Annotated in this window: 15 protein-coding genes and 1 pseudogene; 3 read left to right on the forward strand and 13 right to left on the reverse strand. The window is 66.9% G+C overall.

What is annotated here, in order from left to right; genetic code table 11:
- Positions 1 to 129: 129 nt before the first annotated feature.
- Positions 130 to 534 (forward strand): annotated as a pseudogene (locus tag WS62_RS15775) (GNAT family N-acetyltransferase); the annotation flags it as partial.
- A gap of 279 nt (positions 535 to 813) precedes the next feature.
- On the opposite strand, the gene WS62_RS33865 reads toward WS62_RS15775, so the two are convergent.
- The 11 genes from WS62_RS33865 to WS62_RS15825 form a co-directional block, all read right to left on the reverse strand.
- Positions 814 to 1,026 (reverse strand): DUF3079 domain-containing protein, encoded by a 213-nt coding sequence (locus tag WS62_RS33865; RefSeq protein WP_066491254.1) that lies wholly within the window; start codon positions 1,024 to 1,026, stop codon positions 814 to 816.
- Positions 1,027 to 1,337: 311 nt separating this feature from the next.
- Positions 1,338 to 1,610 (reverse strand): hypothetical protein, encoded by a 273-nt coding sequence (locus WS62_RS15780; RefSeq protein ID WP_066572335.1) that lies wholly within the window; start codon positions 1,608 to 1,610, stop codon positions 1,338 to 1,340.
- Positions 1,611 to 2,002: 392 nt separating this feature from the next.
- A complete protein-coding gene (locus tag WS62_RS15785) occupies positions 2,003 to 2,782 on the reverse strand; it encodes a copper chaperone (RefSeq protein WP_231748308.1) in 780 nt (259 codons plus the stop codon).
- A gap of 10 nt (positions 2,783 to 2,792) precedes the next feature.
- A complete protein-coding gene (locus tag WS62_RS15790; RefSeq protein ID WP_066572337.1) occupies positions 2,793 to 4,331 on the reverse strand; it encodes a tyrosinase family protein in 1,539 nt (512 codons plus the stop codon).
- A gap of 258 nt (positions 4,332 to 4,589) precedes the next feature.
- Positions 4,590 to 4,880 carry a hypothetical protein gene (locus tag WS62_RS15795; RefSeq protein WP_066572338.1) on the reverse strand — a complete coding sequence of 97 codons (291 nt, stop codon included), beginning with the start codon at positions 4,878 to 4,880 and terminating at the stop codon, positions 4,590 to 4,592.
- Between the two features lie 371 nt (positions 4,881 to 5,251).
- Positions 5,252 to 6,109, reverse strand: coding sequence for a class I SAM-dependent methyltransferase (locus WS62_RS15800; RefSeq protein WP_066572477.1), 858 nt, complete (start codon positions 6,107 to 6,109; stop codon positions 5,252 to 5,254).
- Between the two features lie 114 nt (positions 6,110 to 6,223).
- Positions 6,224 to 7,609: a cytochrome-c peroxidase gene (locus WS62_RS15805; protein ID WP_231748313.1), complete on the reverse strand. Its 1,386-nt coding sequence runs from the start codon at positions 7,607 to 7,609 to the stop codon at positions 6,224 to 6,226.
- Positions 7,610 to 8,007: 398 nt separating this feature from the next.
- On the reverse strand, positions 8,008 to 9,486 hold the full coding sequence (locus WS62_RS15810; RefSeq protein WP_066572351.1) for a metallophosphoesterase family protein: 1,479 nt from the start codon (positions 9,484 to 9,486) through the stop codon (positions 8,008 to 8,010).
- A 423-nt stretch (positions 9,487 to 9,909) separates the two neighbouring features.
- Positions 9,910 to 10,800, reverse strand: a complete 891-nt coding sequence (locus tag WS62_RS15815; RefSeq protein ID WP_066572354.1) for an amidohydrolase family protein — start codon at positions 10,798 to 10,800, stop codon at positions 9,910 to 9,912.
- A gap of 60 nt (positions 10,801 to 10,860) precedes the next feature.
- Complete coding sequence (locus WS62_RS15820; RefSeq protein ID WP_066572357.1) at positions 10,861 to 12,153, reverse strand: MFS transporter; 1,293 nt, start codon at positions 12,151 to 12,153, stop codon at positions 10,861 to 10,863.
- Positions 12,154 to 12,243: 90 nt separating this feature from the next.
- The gene (locus WS62_RS15825; protein ID WP_066572360.1) at positions 12,244 to 12,969 is read right to left on the reverse strand and encodes a GntR family transcriptional regulator; all 726 of its coding nucleotides are present in this window, start codon (positions 12,967 to 12,969) and stop codon (positions 12,244 to 12,246) included.
- A gap of 200 nt (positions 12,970 to 13,169) precedes the next feature.
- Here WS62_RS15825 and WS62_RS15830 point away from each other — a divergent pair, with 200 nt between their 5' ends.
- Both WS62_RS15830 and WS62_RS15835 read left to right on the forward strand, forming a co-directional pair.
- Positions 13,170 to 14,432, forward strand: coding sequence for an MFS transporter (locus WS62_RS15830; protein ID WP_082721001.1), 1,263 nt, complete (start codon positions 13,170 to 13,172; stop codon positions 14,430 to 14,432).
- A 277-nt stretch (positions 14,433 to 14,709) separates the two neighbouring features.
- A complete protein-coding gene (locus tag WS62_RS15835; RefSeq protein WP_066572366.1) occupies positions 14,710 to 15,330 on the forward strand; it encodes an HAD hydrolase-like protein in 621 nt (206 codons plus the stop codon).
- 208 nt (positions 15,331 to 15,538) lie between these two features.
- Here the strand turns inward: WS62_RS15835 and WS62_RS15840 are convergent, their stop codons facing one another.
- Entirely contained in the window at positions 15,539 to 16,957 is a 1,419-nt protein-coding gene (locus WS62_RS15840) for an NYN domain-containing protein (protein ID WP_082721002.1), read from the reverse strand.
- 535 nt (positions 16,958 to 17,492) lie between these two features.
- Positions 17,493 to 18,002 carry an Lrp/AsnC family transcriptional regulator gene (locus WS62_RS15850; protein WP_066572378.1) on the reverse strand — a complete coding sequence of 170 codons (510 nt, stop codon included), beginning with the start codon at positions 18,000 to 18,002 and terminating at the stop codon, positions 17,493 to 17,495.
- Between the last annotated feature and the right edge of the window lie 132 nt (positions 18,003 to 18,134).

Consider the following 18,134-nt stretch of genomic DNA (forward strand, 5'->3'; position numbering starts at 1 on the left):
CCGACCCGCCGTTCTGAACGGTACCGCCGTCGCAACACGTCAAAGGGGCCCGAGGGCCCCTGCGTACTTGAGAAAATTACTCAGCATTGCGCCGCCGTTTAAGCGCGGTTTTACGCCGCCATCAACACCGAGGAAGCCGCGCGTTCGATCGAGGAAGTGGAAGCGCGGCTCCGGGCGTCGGATACGCAGGCGGTTTTCGGCGCGCTGACCGCCGACGGCGAGTTGGCCGCGATCGCCGGCGCGCGCAGGGATGCGCTCGTGCAAGTCGCGCATAAGGCGGTGCTTTGGGGGGTGTTCGTCGCGCCCGCGCATCGCGGCAAAGGGCTCGCCCGTCGGCTGATCGGCGCGGCGTTGACGCACGTGTCGCGCGATTGGGGCATCGCGCAGGTCAATCTGTGCGTGAATATCGAGAATGAGCCCGCGAAAGCGCTGTACGCGTCGCTCGGATTCGAGACGTTCGGCGTCGAGCGGCGCGCGATGCGTGTCGGCGATCGGTTTTACGACGAGCAGCACATGGTTCGAATGTTGCGCTGAGCGCGGTGCTGACGATAAGCGAGACGTATTCGGCCGCATGCGCCGTCGACATGCTTATTTATTCTGCCGCGGTCATGCGGCGTTCGTTCGCTCGACAAGCGCCGCTCCGAGTTGGTCGCCGCGCTCGCTTCGATCGCTCGAGTCAGCCGATGGCCGGCACGCTCCGGCATCGCCGCTGTCAGACGCGCGTTTTCTTGCTTCGCCGGGGCCGGCGATCAATCCGCTGAACGACCGGCTTTCACGCCGCACGTTCGCGGCGTTTTGTTACGTGACGCGTTGTCATCGAGCGACGGTTTGCGCCAGCCTTTGTTGCTGGGCAGCCGCTTCGTTTTCCTGTTCCCATTCGTACCAGTCGTCGCCAAGCAATTCGATCGGATGCTGCGTCCGGTCGGAACCGTTGCCACAAGACAGCGCGTCGACCGAGCAATATCGGTCGCATCCCCAGCAGTTGCGTTCAGGGTGCTTCGGATGCAGCGGGAATTTCTTCGCCATGCCGGGGCCTCGCAAAGTGCGTTGGAGGGTGTTGCGGCGAGCGATGTCAGGACGGCGCCTTGGTGGGCGGGGTAAACGATTTGGAAAGGCGCGACGCGCGCACGACTTCGTGCGTGGCGAGCTGACAAGGTTTCTATCGCCGCGATCTGCCCATTCTGTCGATCGGGCGACGGACTTGCCTTGATATTGCGCATCGAATCGCGCGATGCGACGTTGCGTCGCGCGGCGCCACGTTGCGCCACGCCAGCCGACGTCATTCGGCGCCGAATGACGTCATTCGCGTAATCGGGCGCCCGGCGCGATGCTTACCGTTACCGGCCCGCGGCGTGTGTGGCGAGGTGCTGGCGGATCAGCGTCAGGTAACGGTCGCCGACCGTGTGATCGGTCTCGGTGCGCCGTGTCGGATAGCGCAGCGAAATCGGCGGCCAGACGCCCAGATAACGGCAAATGGCGGACAGGTACGGCTTGCGGACACGCCCCATGCGCTGCGCCGCGCGCTCCACGCGCTCGTCGCCGACCTGGCTGCGCAGCCAGGCGAGGATTTGACGGTCGGTATCGTTGACGATGCGAACCAGGTGCTCCATCTGACACCTCGCTGGTTATAAATACAGTACTGTTAATTTATCCAGTATTTTGCGAGCGTGCAACTGTATTAAATGGGGTGCGAACTGGGTCGCGATGGGTGGTCGGGAGCCGGAAATATGCGTCGCGCAAAGCGAGGCCGATGCGGTTGCGAAGTAGCCGGAGAGGGCCGGGCAGAACCGCTTGGACTGGCGGGAGCGAGTTCTCTTGTGCGTGTGGAGTTCAGGGGATTCGATGAATCCGGCACCGGGTGACAGGAAAGTCGTCAATATCCCGCTTCGATCCTCCACAGGATTTCATCTCGCCGGGTAACGAAATTTTGGTAAGAGCGCGAGCGCAGTTCGACGAGCGGGATGTATCGTGGCGGCCGCATCCGGTCAGTCGTCCGCGGACTTCACGTCGGCGCGCGCAACAAAGCCAGTCTCGTGCGCACTTTCTCCGAAAGGATGCGCACGGCCTTGCCGGGACCGCGGGAGCGCCATGCAGGCGGAGCCGGGCGTTCGAGCCTTTCGGCGAAGATGAAGCACATGACGACGATGGTCGCCAAAACGTGCACAGGCCCTGTCAGCAGTGCAAGCAACATCAACGCCCAGCAATTCCCGGCGCAAGAGACGCCGCTTGCCAGGCCGAAACGCAGCGCATCGCGATCGGCGGCCATGCCGAACGCCGCGAGGGACGGCCGGCGGTGGCAGACGTTCAGGAACCATTGCTTGGCGGGCGAACACTGCCAAAACAGCGCCAGTGCGAGCCCGAGGCCCACGCGCGTCAGGGGTCCCGGCACGGCCCAGATGAATGCGATCGAGACGACCTGCAGGCCGATCCACGCGGCGGTCCAGACAGCCGCATAACCGGCAACGAAGCAGAGTGCGGCTCGCATGCGGCGTCGCGCGAAACTGCGGTCCAGGACGTGCCGGAGCGGCGATGCGGCGAGCGGCGCCATCATGGCCGCCACCATCAGCACCGAATCCGACGCGAACTTCGACGGCGAGCTGGACAAGAACGCAAGATGGAGCCATGTCGACAGCGGCAGCCGCCAGTAGTCTCCCGAGATCGAGCAGAGCGCGGGCGGCATCAGGCCGCCCGCGTCGACGAGCAACGCGGACCAGGCGATCAGGCTGATCGACACGGATACGACGAACGACGCGTCGAGCCGCTGCCCGGCGTGCTTCATCATCGCACCCGCGTCACGTGCTTTGCCGATACACGCTGATGCGGCCGATGCTCACTTGCGATTCTTCCGCCACCGGCGTGAGCGCGACGAGCCGCACGTCGAGCTTGGACAGAGGCAAGGCGCCGGCGAGATGCAGCGCATCGATCACGTGCGAGATTTCGACCACGAACGTCAGGCCGTCGCCCGCGTGCCCTTCCTCGCCCACCGTCGCTTTGCTCACGCCGAAGAGGGCGACGCTGCCGGCAAGATGGTCGGGATATTTGGCGGGATCTTCGCCTTCGGGAACGTTGATGTATACGCTGAGGATCGTGGCGTCGTCGAGGCCGCGGACATTCTCGAGATTCAGGAAGACCCGGTCGGGCGTGGCCGAGGTTGCGGCGGCGGTCTCCGTCAGATTGGCGGTTATCTTGCGGTGCACGGCGGCATCGAGCGTGACGGAAGATCGCGCCTCCGCGCCCTTCACCGCGAGGTTCCGGTCGCTTGCGCCGAACAGTTCGACGATCTTGGGGTCGGTCAACGCGATGTTCTCCTCGAGCGTTTCGGCCGTGACCTGATCCGCGCGCAGGCGATTCAGGCGTGCGGCCGTCAGCGGCGTTTTCGTCGGCGCCGATACGTCATCGTAAGCATAGCCTAGCTTCGAAAGGTTGCTCATTTCGCCGGGCGTGTAGGTCCAGTTGTCTCCGTGCGGCATCGGCATTTTGAAAGGCCGCTCGCCGATGGCTGCCGGACCTTTCAGCCAATTCACTTTGGTCGGATCGACGTGAGTGGGGGGATGCCTGCGCCAGACTTCCCACAACCGATCGATATTCGCGTGGTGAAGCCAGAAAATCGGGTCCAGTCCTGCGATGTCCGGATGGGACATCAATCCGGGCAGGCGCGTATGCGTGTCTTTTCCGCCGACGATGCCATGCACGGCGTCGTGCGGCTGCGTCTCGATACCGCCGTGAACCCCTTTGCTGTGATGGAAGCCCGTGTCGACGCCGCCGAAACCGGGGCCGCCTCCGCTTGCGACGCCTTCGAAATCGGGATCTGCCAGCGCGTTTTGATTGACCCAGTTGATCGGCACGTAGACCTCGCCGTTGTTGTACGGGCCGTAGCGCTGCTTCACGTAGAGCGGATTGTTGCCTTTGCCGTCCGGCCAGTCGGGCGACGCAAAGGCTTTGGGCAGACGGTCCTCGCCGGGCTTGAAGTAGTTCCAGTAGGGGAGCGCCCAATCCTTGGGGCCGTGCAGCTTGACGACCTCGTCTCGAACGACGGCTTCGAAAGCGAGCACGTAGCCGCGATGCCAGGGCAGGAAGTACCAGCTGCCGTGCTGACACTGCTTCCAGTAAGCCTGAATGTCGGCGGAGCTGGGCATCCGGTCATGCGAATTCAGGTGGCCGAGACGGCGCCACAGGTCTTCGTTGAATCCGTGAATGGCCGCGTAGAAACGCCAACTGTTTCGATCGTCGAGGGCGCGCGATTGCATCGCTTTTACGCCGCGTGCGTACCAGAGAATGGGATCGGCCCAATCGGCGCCCAAGGTCCAGACGTTTTTGCGTAGATATGTCATGCTGATTTCCCCTTTTTTAAGTGTGCAGCATGCCGTGATCCGATTGGCGAAATCGGATCATCCAAGTGGTAATCGATGAATTGGAATTTATGAATTTTTATAAAAATTAATTGAATGTAAAGTTAGTTGTTCGTCATGGACAGCGTGGCGATCCGGCTCGCATGGTGCAACGCCAAATATTTGATGAGGCAATAAATTTGTGCTTCGTTTTCTGATTTCCCGAGTCGAGCCATCGCCATGAAAATCGTAGTATATTTTTTACATATTTTCATGCGTGAATGAGGCATTGCTGAAAAATGGCGATTTGATCGAATGGATGCGATTCCAGACGATGGGGCCGGATTTTATAAATCGATCAACGCGGTAAATCGAGCAGATTTGAATCGGATCGAAGCCGGCTTGTTGCGACAAATTGCACTTTCCGATCGAAATGCCGGGGCCGGCGCGCTTGTCGCGGATTGGATCGCGATGCGGTCGTCGCGGCAGCCTCGAATCGGGGCGGCGGGGCAGCGCATCAGGCTCGGCGCGATACGCGAGATCGTCGTACATCGCGCCGGCAGTGAAATCAATCGTCGGGCGCGACTGATCGATCGCATGTGTGCCGCAGCGCCAGCGACAATCGAAAAGAACCGCCGGCGTCGGAAGCGGGCTTCAAAGAACCGGGGCGTGCGGTCGACTTTTTCGGTAAGCAGTTAAAACGAGGGTCGTCGTACCGATTGGATCGAAGTGGTGAATCAGGCAATTGCGAGGGGCGTGTGCCGGAGCCCTGTCGAGCGGCGGCTATCGTTCCTAAAACGCTCGATATTGACGTCGCGGCGCACGCGCCGATAATCCGCCAAGCTGCGTTCAATGGCGCGCGATCGAGTTGCCGGCTGGAGAGTCGTATTCAATCGGCGCCGGTCACGCTTCCGGCCGCGTCTTCAAGTGATCGCGACCAGAAACGCCTCGCCGCTCGACGGCCGCAGACCATCAGTCCGGCCGGCGAAATAGCGCTGCGTGAGATCGTCGGTGGACACGTGCCGCATTTCGCGGAACCCGGCTTCGCGGGCGAGCACGAGCATCTCGGGCGGGCTGAAGAAGCTGACGAACGGGGTGCCCGCCGCCCGCGCGCGCTCGTAGACCGCCTGGTGCTGCGGGCGCTCGGCGGGATCGAGGAGATCGAGCGGCAGCAGGAACGTCATCGCCAGCGTGGTGCCCGGGGCGAGCGTCGCGATCTCGCGCAGCGTGGCGGCGACCGCATCCCGGGTCAGATACATCGAGACGCCGGTCGACGACACGACGGCCGGCTGACCGGCATCGAAGCCGTCGGCCTCCAGCCGTTCCCGCCAGGCTCCCCCTGCCTCGAAATCGACCGGCACGAGCCGCAGCCATTCCGGGATGCCGAAGCCGAGTGCGATCAGGCGCTGCCGCTTCCAGGCCTGCGCGCCGGGCTGGTCGACTTCGAATATCCGAAGGCGCGACGCGAGCTTCGTTCTGCGCTGGGCGAACGTGTCGAGGCCGGCGCCGAGCACCACGTACTGGGCGATGCCGCGTTCGGCCTGCTCGCAGACCAGATCGTCGATGAAGCGGGCCCGGCCGACGATCGCCGCGCGGTAGCCGCGGGTCGCTTGCGGTTCCATGTCCGGACGGTCGCGCCAGTCCTCATCCGGCGCCGCCAGTTGCAGACCGATCTCGTCTTCGAGCACATGCGGCGGCGGATCGATCTGCACATGCATGGCCCGCCACAGAGCGACTCGCACCGCGGTGCTGTCCGGGGCTGCGATGGATTTGTTCGGCATGACGTTCCCCATTCCATAGATGAATGTCGTCGACCGTCACAGTGTATCGATCGTCCGGCGTTGCCCCAAGAGGTCGGTCCACGCCGGATCGGGCCGGCTGTCATTGGGCGAACGTCACGGCCGCGCCGCCGTGCCGCCCGCCATCGCCGGCATCAGTCCGACGTAGCACTCGTCCGTCAGCGTGCGCAGGAACGCGACGAGATCGTCGACATCGGCGTCCGTCATCGCGGGCGGCGTGCCGGGGCGGCGATTCATCGGCGTCGAGTTCACGTTGATGTTGCCGCGATAAGCGGCCGGCACGTCGTCGAACGTGTCGCGCCCGTGATACCAGCGTTTCGGATCGGTCGAGCGCGTGTTGTAGAACGCGACCGCGTCGCGCAGCGTGTCGAACACGCCGTTGTGCATGAACGACGCCTTGATCGCGACGTTGCGCAGCCCCGGCGTGCGCAGATAGCCGCACCATTGCGTCGGTTCCGGCCAGCGCAGCTTCGCGGCCGTGTCGCACAGGCCGTTGTCGAAGCGGCGCGGGTCGCGGTTCGCGGGCAGCGCGCGGTTGCGCGGCACCGCGATCGCGTCGTAGCCGAAGTCGGTGAAGAGCGAGCGCTCGGGGCGACTCGCGGTATCCGATAGCGTATGGCAGCTCATGCAGTTGCCCTTGTCCGGATTCTTGAAGAGCGCGAGCCCGCGCAATTCCTGCGGCGTGAGCGGCGCGCGCTTCGTCACGTATGCATCGAAGCGCGACGAGAACGGCGCCATTTCGTCGCTCTGCAGATACGCCTGCATCGCGTCGCCGAGCGCGCGCACCGTCTGCTCGGGATCGCGCCGGACCGCCGGGCCGAAGCGCTCGGCGAGCGCCGCGGCGAGCTCGGTGCCGTCGATCTTGCGCAAGAGCGCCGCGGGCGATGCGTTGTTCATCTCGTCCGGATCGAAGAGCGGGCCGCGCAGCTGCTCGGCGAGCGTGTCGGCGCGGCCGTCCGAGAACAGGCCGCCGAACGGCGCGGGCGCGAGCGCGTCGTCGTCCTGGTAGAAGTGGCGGCGCGGCACGTAGCGCACGTACAGCAGCGATGGCGCGTTGCGCCGGCTGAAGTGTCCGGGGCGGCTGCCCTGCGGCACGCGCGGGCCAGCGAGCGCCGCGGGCGACAGCGTGGGTGCGAACGCGCGGCCCGGATCGTGGCAGCTCGCGCACGATGTGCCGCGCGGCTCCGACAGCCGCGGATCGAAGAACACGCGCCGGCCGAGCGCGACGAGCGCCGGGTCCGGGCGGAACACGGCCGTCGTCGTATCGATCTTCGACGCGACCTGCGGCGTGCCGCGGCCGATCGTGCCGACGACGCGCTGCGGCGGTGCGCCGGGGAGCAGGACTGTCGTCGGCGATCGGGACGACTCGGCTGTGGCGCGGGCGGTGTTCGGCGTGGTCGTCGTATGCGTCGCACCTGCCGTGCTCATCGCCTTCGTTGCGCTCGTCGCGGCGGGACCGGCTGCGAGTGCGAGTGCCGCCATCGACGCGAAGAGCGCGCCGCAGGCGGTGTGTGCGATTGTCGAAATGGTGCGGCGTCTTTGCGTCGTGCGTCGATGCGGCGCGAACGGCGGCGGAGTTGCACCGTCCGTTTCCGGCGCGGCTTCGGACGGTGGATCGGCGAGCGCGCGGCTCGCGATGCCGAGCGTGCATCGAGCGGACGCTCGGCGCTCGGCGCGCGCCGCGACGTGATGCGCCGGCGCGCGATCAAGCCGGCCGGCGCGCGGCGCAGCCGCGTCGATCGTATCGATCGTGTCGATCGTGTCCATCATGTCGATCATGTCGGCGGCGGCTGCATTCGACGCGCCCGACGATGCGGCGCGGCCCGCACGCTCCGCGAACGCCGGCGCATGCCGCGCCGGCTTGATCCGTGTTCCGCCCGTCACGGTGCGACGAAGCCGGTCTTGTCGCACGTGAGCGTCGTGCCGGCCTGGTCGCAGGTCGCGAGCAGCTTGCCCGCTGCCGTGTACGCCTTGAACGTCCAGCCGCGCGCGGGCGCCGCACGCCGCTCCATCATCAGGAAGCCGAAGCTGTTGTTGTGCGACAGCTTGTCGATGACGACGCCCGGCGCCGGCGTCAGGTTCGCCGGGAACGGATCGGGCAGCGCGACGTCGAGGTTGTCGCCGCCGTTGCCCGACACGATCGTCGCCGGATGTCCGGACGCGAAGTTGATCGCCTGGAAGTCGTGCACGTGGCCGTGCAGCGCGACCTGCACGCCGGGCGGGTAGTACGCCTGCGCATAGAGGCTCGACATCACCGACTGCAGCGCGAGATTGCCCGGCGCGGGCGTGCTGCCCGGGATCGGCGCGAACGCGAGGATTGGATGATGGTTCGTGAAGATCGTCGTCGACATGCCCGGCTTGTTCGCGAGCGCGGCCACCGTCTGGAACTGCTTCTGATAGATCTGGAATTGCACGTCCGTCGTCTTGAGCGCCGCGCGGCCGACCTTCGCGGTATCGAACACGATCACCTGCGAGCCGGTGCCAAGCGGCACCGCGTAGGGCTCCGAATAGTTCGCGTTGCCGTCGTTCGCCGGATCGTTGCACGAGCGCGCGTGCGCGTACGGGCGCGGATCGAGGAAGCGATACCAGCCCTGGCCCGCGCGTGCGCATTCCTCATGGTTGCCGCGCACGACGACCCACGGCGCCTTCGCGAGGAGCGGCGCGGCGGGCTCGAACAGGTCCGCGCGCCACGTGTCCCAGCCGTAGCCCCACGGGCTGTTCTTGCAGCCGGCGATGTCGGGCGGGCACGCGTTTTCGCGATAGTGATAGTCGCCGACGTGAAGCACGAGATCCGGATTCAACCGCGCGACGCTCGACGCGATCGTCGCGAACGGCCATACCGTCGCGTCGCTGCACGCCTGAAACGCGTTGTCGGCCTTCTTCATCCGGCAGCCGGTGTCGGCGATGATCGCGATGCGCTGCGGCTCGGCCTTCGGCAGCGGCAGCGCCCGTCCGGCGACGGTCACGTCCTTCGCGCCCGCGGGCAGCGTCGCTTCGCAGACGGACACCGGAAAGCTCGACGGTTTCGAATCGGCCGGATCGCTCGCGGTCGGACGTTGCGCGACGGTGCCCGCGGCGGCGCGCAGCGTCATCCGCGCGATCTTGCCGTCGGCGCTCAACTGCGGGCAGACAGCGGGCGCCGGGTCGCCCGATGCCGCGGCGGGCGGCGCGTAGCTCGTGATCACGCGGGCGATCGCCTGATTGGCGTCGCCGATCTCGACCCACGCCGCCTGGATGTTCGCGGAAGCGCTCGCGGCGTCCGGCTGGTTGTCGATGCTGCTCGTGCAGGCGTGGAACAGCGTGGCGCCCGCGAGCGTCAGCAGGAGCGCGGCGGCGCGGCGAAGAATCGGTCGTGGCATGGTCGTTCCCGTTGGAAAGCCGTAAAAGTACGCATGGCCGATGTAATAAATGTGAAGGCGGCGTGACATCATCGCTTGGCTTGACTTGGCTTGGCTTGGCTTGGCGTGGCTTGGCGTGGCGTGGCGTGGCGTGACGTGACGTGACGTGACGTGACGTGACGTGGCGTGGCGTGGCGTGACGTGACGTGACGTGACGTGACGTGACGTGACGAGGCGTGACGAGGCGTGACGAGGCGTGACGAGGCGTGACGAGGCAGGACGAGGCAGTGGTCGGGGCCCGAGGCCGGGCCGGCGACGCGTGCGATGCCCTCACCATCGCTGCCGCCCCGCCAGATCGGCGCAGCGCGGATGACCGGCGCGCGACGCACCGCAGTGCTTCGCAGCACCCCCCGCCGCATATCGGCGCGCCACCACCGCTCGCGGCTACGCGGCTCGTCCCTCGTCGAATCGAAAGCGCCGCGCGGGCGTCTCGACGAGAATCGCGCGCCGCATTGCATCGTCGCGCATCCATTGCTGCGCGAGCGCGAACGCACGGCCGAACGTCTCGGTTCGCTCGAACTGCGTGTGCGGCCAGTCGCTGCCCCACACGAGCCGCTCGGCGCCGTATTCGGCTTCGAGCGCGTCGAATGCCTCGCGCGCGTGGGCCGCCGCTTCTTCGGGCGCGAGCGGCCAGGTGCGGTAGATGCCCGAAATCTTCACCCAGACGCGCCGTGTCGCGGCCGCGCGCAGCAGATGGCGAAACCCCGCGTCGGCGATGCCGAGCGCCGGATCCGGGCGGCCGAAGTGATCGACGACGATATCCACGCCATGCGCGAGCAGCGGCGCCATCAGCCGTTCGAGCCGTCCCGCTTCCGCATGCAGCTCGACATGCCATCGCAGCGCTGCGATGCGTTCGAGCGTTGCGCGCCACGCGGGGCTGTCGAGCGCCGGGTCCGGCAGTCCGATCAGGTTCAGCCGAATGCCGACGATGCCCGCGCGATCGAGCGTGTCGAGCGCGTCCTGCCCGCAGCCGGCGTCGATCACCGCAATGCCTCGCAGCCGCCCCGGCTGTCGCGCGAGCGCGCGCAGCAGGTAGCGGCAGTCGCTGCCGAGAAAACTCGGCTGCACGAGCACGCCGTGCGATACGCGATGCGCGTCGAGCTGCGCAACGTACGCGTCGAGCGGCGCGTCGTAGCCGGGCGCGTAGCGACGCCGGCCGGCGAGCGGCAGTCCTGTCTCGAAGACGTGCGCGTGCGCGTCGACGGCCGTCATGCGGCCGGACTCGTCGTGCGCCGGCGCTTCGTGCGCGCGCGCTTTCCGCTCCTGCTCGCTCAACGCTCGATGCTCCTCATTCGATGAAATGACAACGACAACCTGAAAACCATGCGACGACGATCAACGACGCTGCGCACCCGCCGTCGCGATGCGATGCGCGCGCGCATCGATATCGGCGCTTTCGTCGAGCGCGCGTCCGCGCGTCTCGGGCAGCATCAGCACCGCGGCGGCGACGATCGAATACGCGATCGCCGCGTCGATGCCGATCGCGGTGCCGAGCGGCATGCCGGCCGACATGTGGCCGACGAGCACTGGAAAGCCGGCCGATGCGACGCGTCCGAAGTTGTAGCAAAAGCCGACGCCCGTGCCGCGGGTGCCGCGCGGATAGAGTTCGTTGAAGAGCGCGCCCATGCTCGCCGGGATGCCGGCCGCGAAGAAACCGAGCGGAAAGCCGAGCACGAGCATCGCGCCGTTGCCGAGCGGCAGGAACAGATACGCGATCACGGTCGCGACGCAGCACGCGGAGAACACGAGGATCGTGCTGCGCCGTCCGATGCGGTCGAGCAGGTGCGCGCTCGCGACGCAGCCGCAGAAGAAGGCGCCGATGATGACGGCGAGATAGCCGCCCGTGCCGAGCACCGACAGATGCCGCTCGACCTTCAGATAGGTCGGCAGCCACGTCATCAGCGCGTAGTAGCCGCCGTGCGCGCCGACGCCGAGCAGCGCGCCGATCAGCGTCATCCGCAGCGTCTCCCGCGCGAAGATGCCGACGAGCGGCGCGGCCGCCGCGGCTTGCGATGCGGCCGGCGTCTTGGGCGCATCCGTCGAAGGCTCGACGATCCCGCGCCGCACGTAGACGATCAGCAGCGCGGGCAGCAGACCGACGCCGAACATCACGCGCCATGCGAGCGCGGCGGGCATCAGCGAGAACGCGAGCACATAGAGCAGCACGGCGGCGGCCCAGCCGACCGCCCAAGCGCTCTGGACGGTCCCCATCGCCTTGCCGCGATGCTCGGCGCGGATCGTTTCCGCCATCAGCACGGCGCCCGCCGCCCATTCGCCGCCGAAGCCGAGGCCCTGCAGCGTCTTCAGGATGACGAACTGCGGATAGCTCGTCGCGAACGCGCAGAGGAACGTGCCGACCGAGAAGAACGCGATCGTCCATTGCAGCGTTCGAACGCGGCCGAAGCGGTCGGACAGCATGCCGGCCGCCCAGCCGCCGATCGCCGACGCGACGAGCGTCGCGCCGCCGACGAAGCCCGCCTGCGTGCGGGAGAGCGACCACTCCGCGATGATCGCGGGAATCACGAGGCTGAACATCTGCACGTCGAGCGCATCGAGCGCCCAGCCGCCGAAGCAGGCCCAGAACGTGCGCCGTTCGCGGGCCGATATCGTGCCGAACCATTTGAACACGGTCGTCTCCTGTTCCGCGCCGGACGGTCGCCGCCTGCCGCTGCTCGCGGCACGGCGGTCGCCGGTCGGTCGCGCTCGCGTGAACCGACCCTAGCGGATCTCCGCCTGATAGATGAACTCGCTCGCGGGGCCGCGCGAGCGCCGCCATTCGAGCGGCCGGCGATCGTAGCCGTACGCGAGCCGCTCGATCACGACGGCGGGCGTGCCCGGCTCGATGCGCAACAGGCGCGCGTGCACGGGCCCGATCGCCTCGACCGTCAAGGTCTCGGTCGCCGACGCGACGATCTGGTTGCAGTGCGCTTCGTAGACCGGATACAGCAGGTCGCCGATCGCGTCGGGCTCGAGTCGCGCGAACGCGGCGAAGCCTTCGTAAGGCAGCCAGATTTCCTCGGCGAGCATCGGCGCGCCGTCGATCAGGCGCAGGCGCGTCATCTCGATCACGGACGCGCGGCCCGGGATCTGCAGCGCGGCGGCGACGGCCGACGGCGCTTCGACGACCTCGCGGCGCAAGATCCGGCTCTCGGGTATCCGGCGCTCGCCTCGCTTGCTCTGGAAGCGGAAGAAGCGGAACAGCGAGTTGTCGAAGCTCGCGCGCCGCACGAACGTGCCGCGCCCCTGGAAGCGTTCGAGCATCCCGTCGGCGACGAGCAGGTCGACCGCCTTGCGCACGGTGCCGACCGCGACGTCGTAGCGCTTCGCGAGCGCCTGCTCGGTCGGGATCGCTTCGCCCGGCCGCCAATGCCGGGCGGCGATGAGCGCGGCCAGTTCGTCGCGCAGGCGCTGATAGCGGGGGAGTCGGTCGTCGGTGGCGTGCATGGTTTCTCCGAATTCATCTATATGTTTGCATGACTTGGGGCGACGCGAATCGGTGGAAACCCGGTGATGACTGGGATCAATAGGTGGACGGCGCGGGTAATTACGCATTGCCACACTCAACTAATCAACCAATCATCTATATGAATTTATGAGCAAGGAGACGGCAGGTGGACGAGTCCTCAACCCGCGAGCGGGCGGTCATGACGAAAATCGCGCGGCGGCTGATGCCGCTGCTCGTCATCATGTTCCTGATCGCGTTCATCGACCGGCAGAACGTCGGTTTCGCGAAGCTGCAGATGGTGCACGCGCTCGGGATGACCGAGACATCGTACGGGCTCGGCGCGTCGCTGTTCTTCATCGGCTACCTGCTGTTCGAAGTGCCGAGCACGCTCGCGCTGCATCGGTTCGGCGCGCGCCTCTGGCTCGCGCGCATCATGATGACGTGGGGCGTGATCACGGTCCTGCTCGGCTTCACCCATTCGACGAGCGTTTTCTATGTGTTTCGCTTCATGCTCGGCGTCGCCGAGGCGGGCTTCTATCCGGGCGTCATCTATTACCTGACGCTGTGGTTCCCGCAGAGCCATCGCACGCGCGTGCTCGGGCTCTTCACGCTCGGCAGCGCGCTCGCGAACATGCTCGGCTCGCTCGCGGGCGGGCTGCTGCTGTCGCTCGACGGCCAGTTCGGACTTGCCGGCTGGCAATGGGTGTTCGTCGCGACGGGGCTGCCGGCCATCGCCGTCGCGCTCGTCGCGCTGCGCTTCCTGCCCGAGTCGGTCGAGCGCGCGACGTTCCTGTCCGACGACGAGAAGCGCCTCGTGCTCGCCGCGCTCAAGCGCGAGGCGCCGCCCGAAGCGGTGTCCGAATCGCCGTGGCGCGCGCTGATCGATCCGCGCGTGCTGATGTTCGCGCTCGCGTACATGCTGATGTCGACGTCGCTCTACGGCGTCACGTACTGGCTGCCGACGCTGCTGAAGAGCAGCGGCGTGCCGCCGTCGACGAACGGGCTGCTGAACATGATTCCGTGGGCGATCGCGGCGCTGCTGCTGCTGTGGCTGCCCGCGCGGCTCAAGCACGAGCGGATCGTGCTGAAGGCGATGGCGGTCGTCGCGGGCGTCGGCGTCGCCGGCTTCGCGCTGAGCCTCGCGCTGCCGGGCCTGCCGCTGCGTTTCGCCGCGCTCGTGCTGGGCGGCGCGTGCATCCCGCTCCTGTATCCGTGCTTCTGGTCGCTGCCGCCACGTTTCTTCTCCGGTGCGCGCGCTGCCGCGAGCATCGCCGCGATCAACTCGATCGGCAATCTCGGCGGCTTCTTCGCGCAGAACCTGATGCCGTATGTCGGCAAGGTCGCGGGCAACGCGGGCGCGCCGATGCTCGTGCCCGTCGTGTGCCTCGCGACGCTCGGCGTCGGCATGCTGGCCGCCGCGTCGATGGCCGGCCGGCGGCCGCGGGAGGGCGTGACGGCGTGAGCGAGCGCCGCATGACGCGGCGGCGGCGATCCCCTCCGGCGATTCAGGGGCGGGTCGCGACGAATGAGCTTGCGATGAATGAGCTGGTCCGGGCGGCGTTGCGCGAGCACGCCGCCCGGTTCGTTTGGTGCGCGGGGCTCGTGTGCGGCTGAACGAATGGTTCGAATCGTCCGGTTCGTTCGTCGCGAATTCGTTGTCGGCGCGTTTCGTGACACAATCGCGCGCATTGTCGATCTGACGGTTTCCCTTCGGCCACGATAAGCACAACGAGGAAAACTTGGCCTACAAGCTCATCGCCTTCGATTTCGACGGCACGCTCGCGGATTCGCTCGCGTGCTTTCTTCGCGCGCTGTCCGAATCCGCGCAGCAGCACGGCTTTCGCGCGATCGACGACGCGCTGCTGCCGCAAGTTCGCGGGATGTCCGCACGCGAGATCGTCGAGTTGCTCGGCGTGCCGCCGTGGAAGGTGCCGCGCATCGCCGCCGACATGCGGCAGCGGATGCACGCGCGCGCTGCCGATGTGCAACTCTTTTCGGGCATCGACGCGGCGCTGCGTTCGCTCGCGCGGCGCGGGGCGCACGTCGCCGTCGCAACGTCGAATTCGGAGGCCGTCGTGCGCGCGATCGCGGGGCCGGCGACGTGCGCGCACATCCGGCATTTCAACTGCGGGATCTCGCTGTTCGGCAAGGCAAGGCGCTTGCAGGCGCTCGTGCGCGCCAGCGGATTCGCGCGCGACGACGTGCTGTACGTCGGCGACGAAGTGCGCGACGCGCAGGCCGCGGACAAGGCGGGGATCGCGTTCAAGGGCGTCGCTTGGGGGTACACCGCGCCGGAGGCGTTGCAGGCGCATTGCCGGTTGCCGTTGCTCGATCGGCCGGACGCGTTGCTGGCGTTGTAGGTGCGCTGACGGCGTCGTCATGCCGTCGTCATATCTTCGACGCGATGCGGCGCGAAGGCGTCGCGCGAGGCGATGCGGGGACGTTTCATGCGTGCGCCAGATGCTCGGGGGTGACGAAGCGTCACGACGCATCGCTGGTTTCGGGCCGCGCGAGTGTCCTGGCGACGACAGGCTGTCGTCGCGAGCCGCGCGGCCCGCGTCGCGCCGCTCAGGCGTCGCTTGCCGCCGCAGTCTTGCGCGGGCGGCGCGCGCGGGCGGGCGATTTGCGCGAAGCCTTCGCCGGCGCCGTTTCGGCCGCCGTTTCGCCGGCAACGCCTGCCGCGGCTTCGCCGGCCGGCGCCGCTTCGGCTGCTGTGTGCTGCCGCTCCGCTGCGTCGGCCGCTCGCGGCTTGCTCTTCTTCGCCGCAGTCTTGCGTGCGCGCGAACGCGCGGGCTTCGTTGCTTCGGCTTCCTGCGCTTCACCCGTCTCGCTCGCGCGAGCCGGTTCGCGCGCCGCGTGCGTGTCGTGCGCTTCGTGGGCCGGATGTGCTTCGCGCGTTTCGTCCGCCGCGCGCGCGCGACGGGCTTCGCGTGCCTCGACGACATCCGCGTCGACGATATCGGCATCGGCTTCGATGCCGCCGTGGCCTTCCGCGCCCGCGACCGTCTCGACGATCAGCGGCATCTGCTCCGGCACGCGCTTCTTCGCGCCGCGGCCCTTGCCGTGTCCTTTCTTGCCCGACGGTTTCGCGCCGACGTGGTTTTCTTCGGCGGCCGCGGCCGCCTCGACCGGCTTCGCCGCCTCGACGGCCATCTGCTGGATCGACCGGAACACGAACGTGCCCGACTTGTCGTCGCGGCCGATCTCGAGCAGCCCGCGCGCCTGCGCTTCCTCGAGCAGGTTGCCGAACGCGCGGAAGCCGTAGTACGACTCGTTGAAGTCCGGCTTGCGGCGCTTGATCGCGCTCTTGAGCACCGACGCCCAGATCTTGCCGCTCTCGCCGCGCTCCGACGCGAGCGCGTCGAACGTCTCGACGGCGAGCGAGATCGCCTCGGCCTTGCGCGCGTCGCCATCGTGCTTGCGCTGCTTGTCGTCGTCGGCCGCGCGCTTCGAGCCCGCGCCGGCCGTGCCCGCCGTGCGCGCATCGCGCTTCGCGAGCGCGCGCTGCTGCTCGCGCGCGAGGTCGTCGTAGAAGATGAATTCGTCGCAGTTCGCGACGAGTAGGTCCGACGTCGAGTTCTTCACGCCGACGCCGATCACGCGCTTCGCGTTCTCGCGCAGCTTCGACACGAGCGGCGAGAAGTCCGAGTCGCCGCTGATGATGACGAACGTGTCGACGTGCGCCTTCGTGTAGCAGAGGTCGAGCGCGTCGACGACGAGCCGGATGTCCGCCGAATTCTTGCCCGACTGCCGCACGTGCGGGATTTCGATCAGCTCGAAGCTCGCTTCGTGCATCGCCGCCTTGAACGTCTTGTAGCGATCCCAATCGCAGTACGCCTTCTTGACGACGATGCTGCCCTTCAGCAGCAGCTTCTCGAGCACGGGCTTGATGTCGAATTTTTCGAACTTCGTGTCGCGCACGCCGAGCGCGATGTTCTCGAAGTCGCAAAAGAGCGCCATGTTGACGCTGTCCTGGGGTAAGGCCATGAGGTCTCCAACTGAGTGTCGGGTCGATCTTGCGATCGAGAATGGCGAACATGATAGCGGGTCGGCGCGGGGAAGCGGAAATCGGCGTGTGACGAGGGGCGAGCTCAGAGGCGGACGGTGGGGCCGCAACGGGCGTTTGGCCGCGCGCTCGGCGTGCGTCGCGCAGGCGCGCGAGCGTGTCCCGCCGCTCGCCGAGGCACGTGCGCACGTCGCTCGCGCCGTCGAAAAAATGCGGCGTGTCGAGCGGGGCGTTCGACACTTGCGTCGAGCCGCGATGGCACGGCGAGGCGGAATGGGACACGTCCGGAGCCGATCGATCTTCGCCGGCCGGTTCATTGCTGTCGTCGTGCTGCGATGCGTGCGGTCAGCCAATCAATGAACGCGGGACGGTGCCGATCGGCGAAGTGCTCGACGAGCCGCCGGTACTGCGGCGATACGACGCCGCGTGATGTGCGCGCGGCGGCGGAGAGGCGGTCGCATGCAAGTGCAGTACGCATTACGCATTGCGTACCGCGCGCAAGCGCTGTCGCGCCGCTCAAATCGGAAAGCTCGTCGTCGACAGAATCTCCTTCAGCACGACGAACGTCCGGATCTGCCGCACGCCGGGCAGGTACAGCAACTGTTCGGCGTGCAGCCGGTTGAACGTATCGCTGTCGCGCGTGCGGATCAGCATGATGTAGTCGAATTCGCCCGTCACGACATGGCACTCCATGCAGCCGGACACTTTCTGCGCGGCCTGCTCGAACGCGTCGAACGAATCGGGCGTCGAGCGGTCGAGCACGACGCCGATCATCACGAGCATCCCCGCGTTCAGCGCCTTCGGCGCGAGCAGCGCAACGATCCCGCGGATCAGGCCCATTTCCTTCAGGCGCTCGACGCGGCGCAGGCACGCGGGCGCACTCAGGTTCACCTTCGCGGCGAGCGCGACGTTCGAGATCGACGCATCGCGCTGCAGCACGCGAAGGATCGCGCGATCGACGCGGTCGATGTCCGCGCCGTCCGGATGGGCGACGGCCTTCCGCGTGAATTTTTTTGTTGCGCACATGGGCATAAGTTCCTAACTAAATTAATTGAAATTCTAATATATCGTCATAAAAGTAGGTTATTGGTCGCGTATTCGCAACCCTGTTTTCGCCGATCGTTTCTAACATGGGACGTCGCGGCGGATCGCGATCGG

The organism is Burkholderia sp. ABCPW 14, from assembly GCF_001523835.1.
Taxonomy (GTDB): Bacteria; Pseudomonadota; Gammaproteobacteria; order Burkholderiales; family Burkholderiaceae; genus Burkholderia; species Burkholderia mayonis.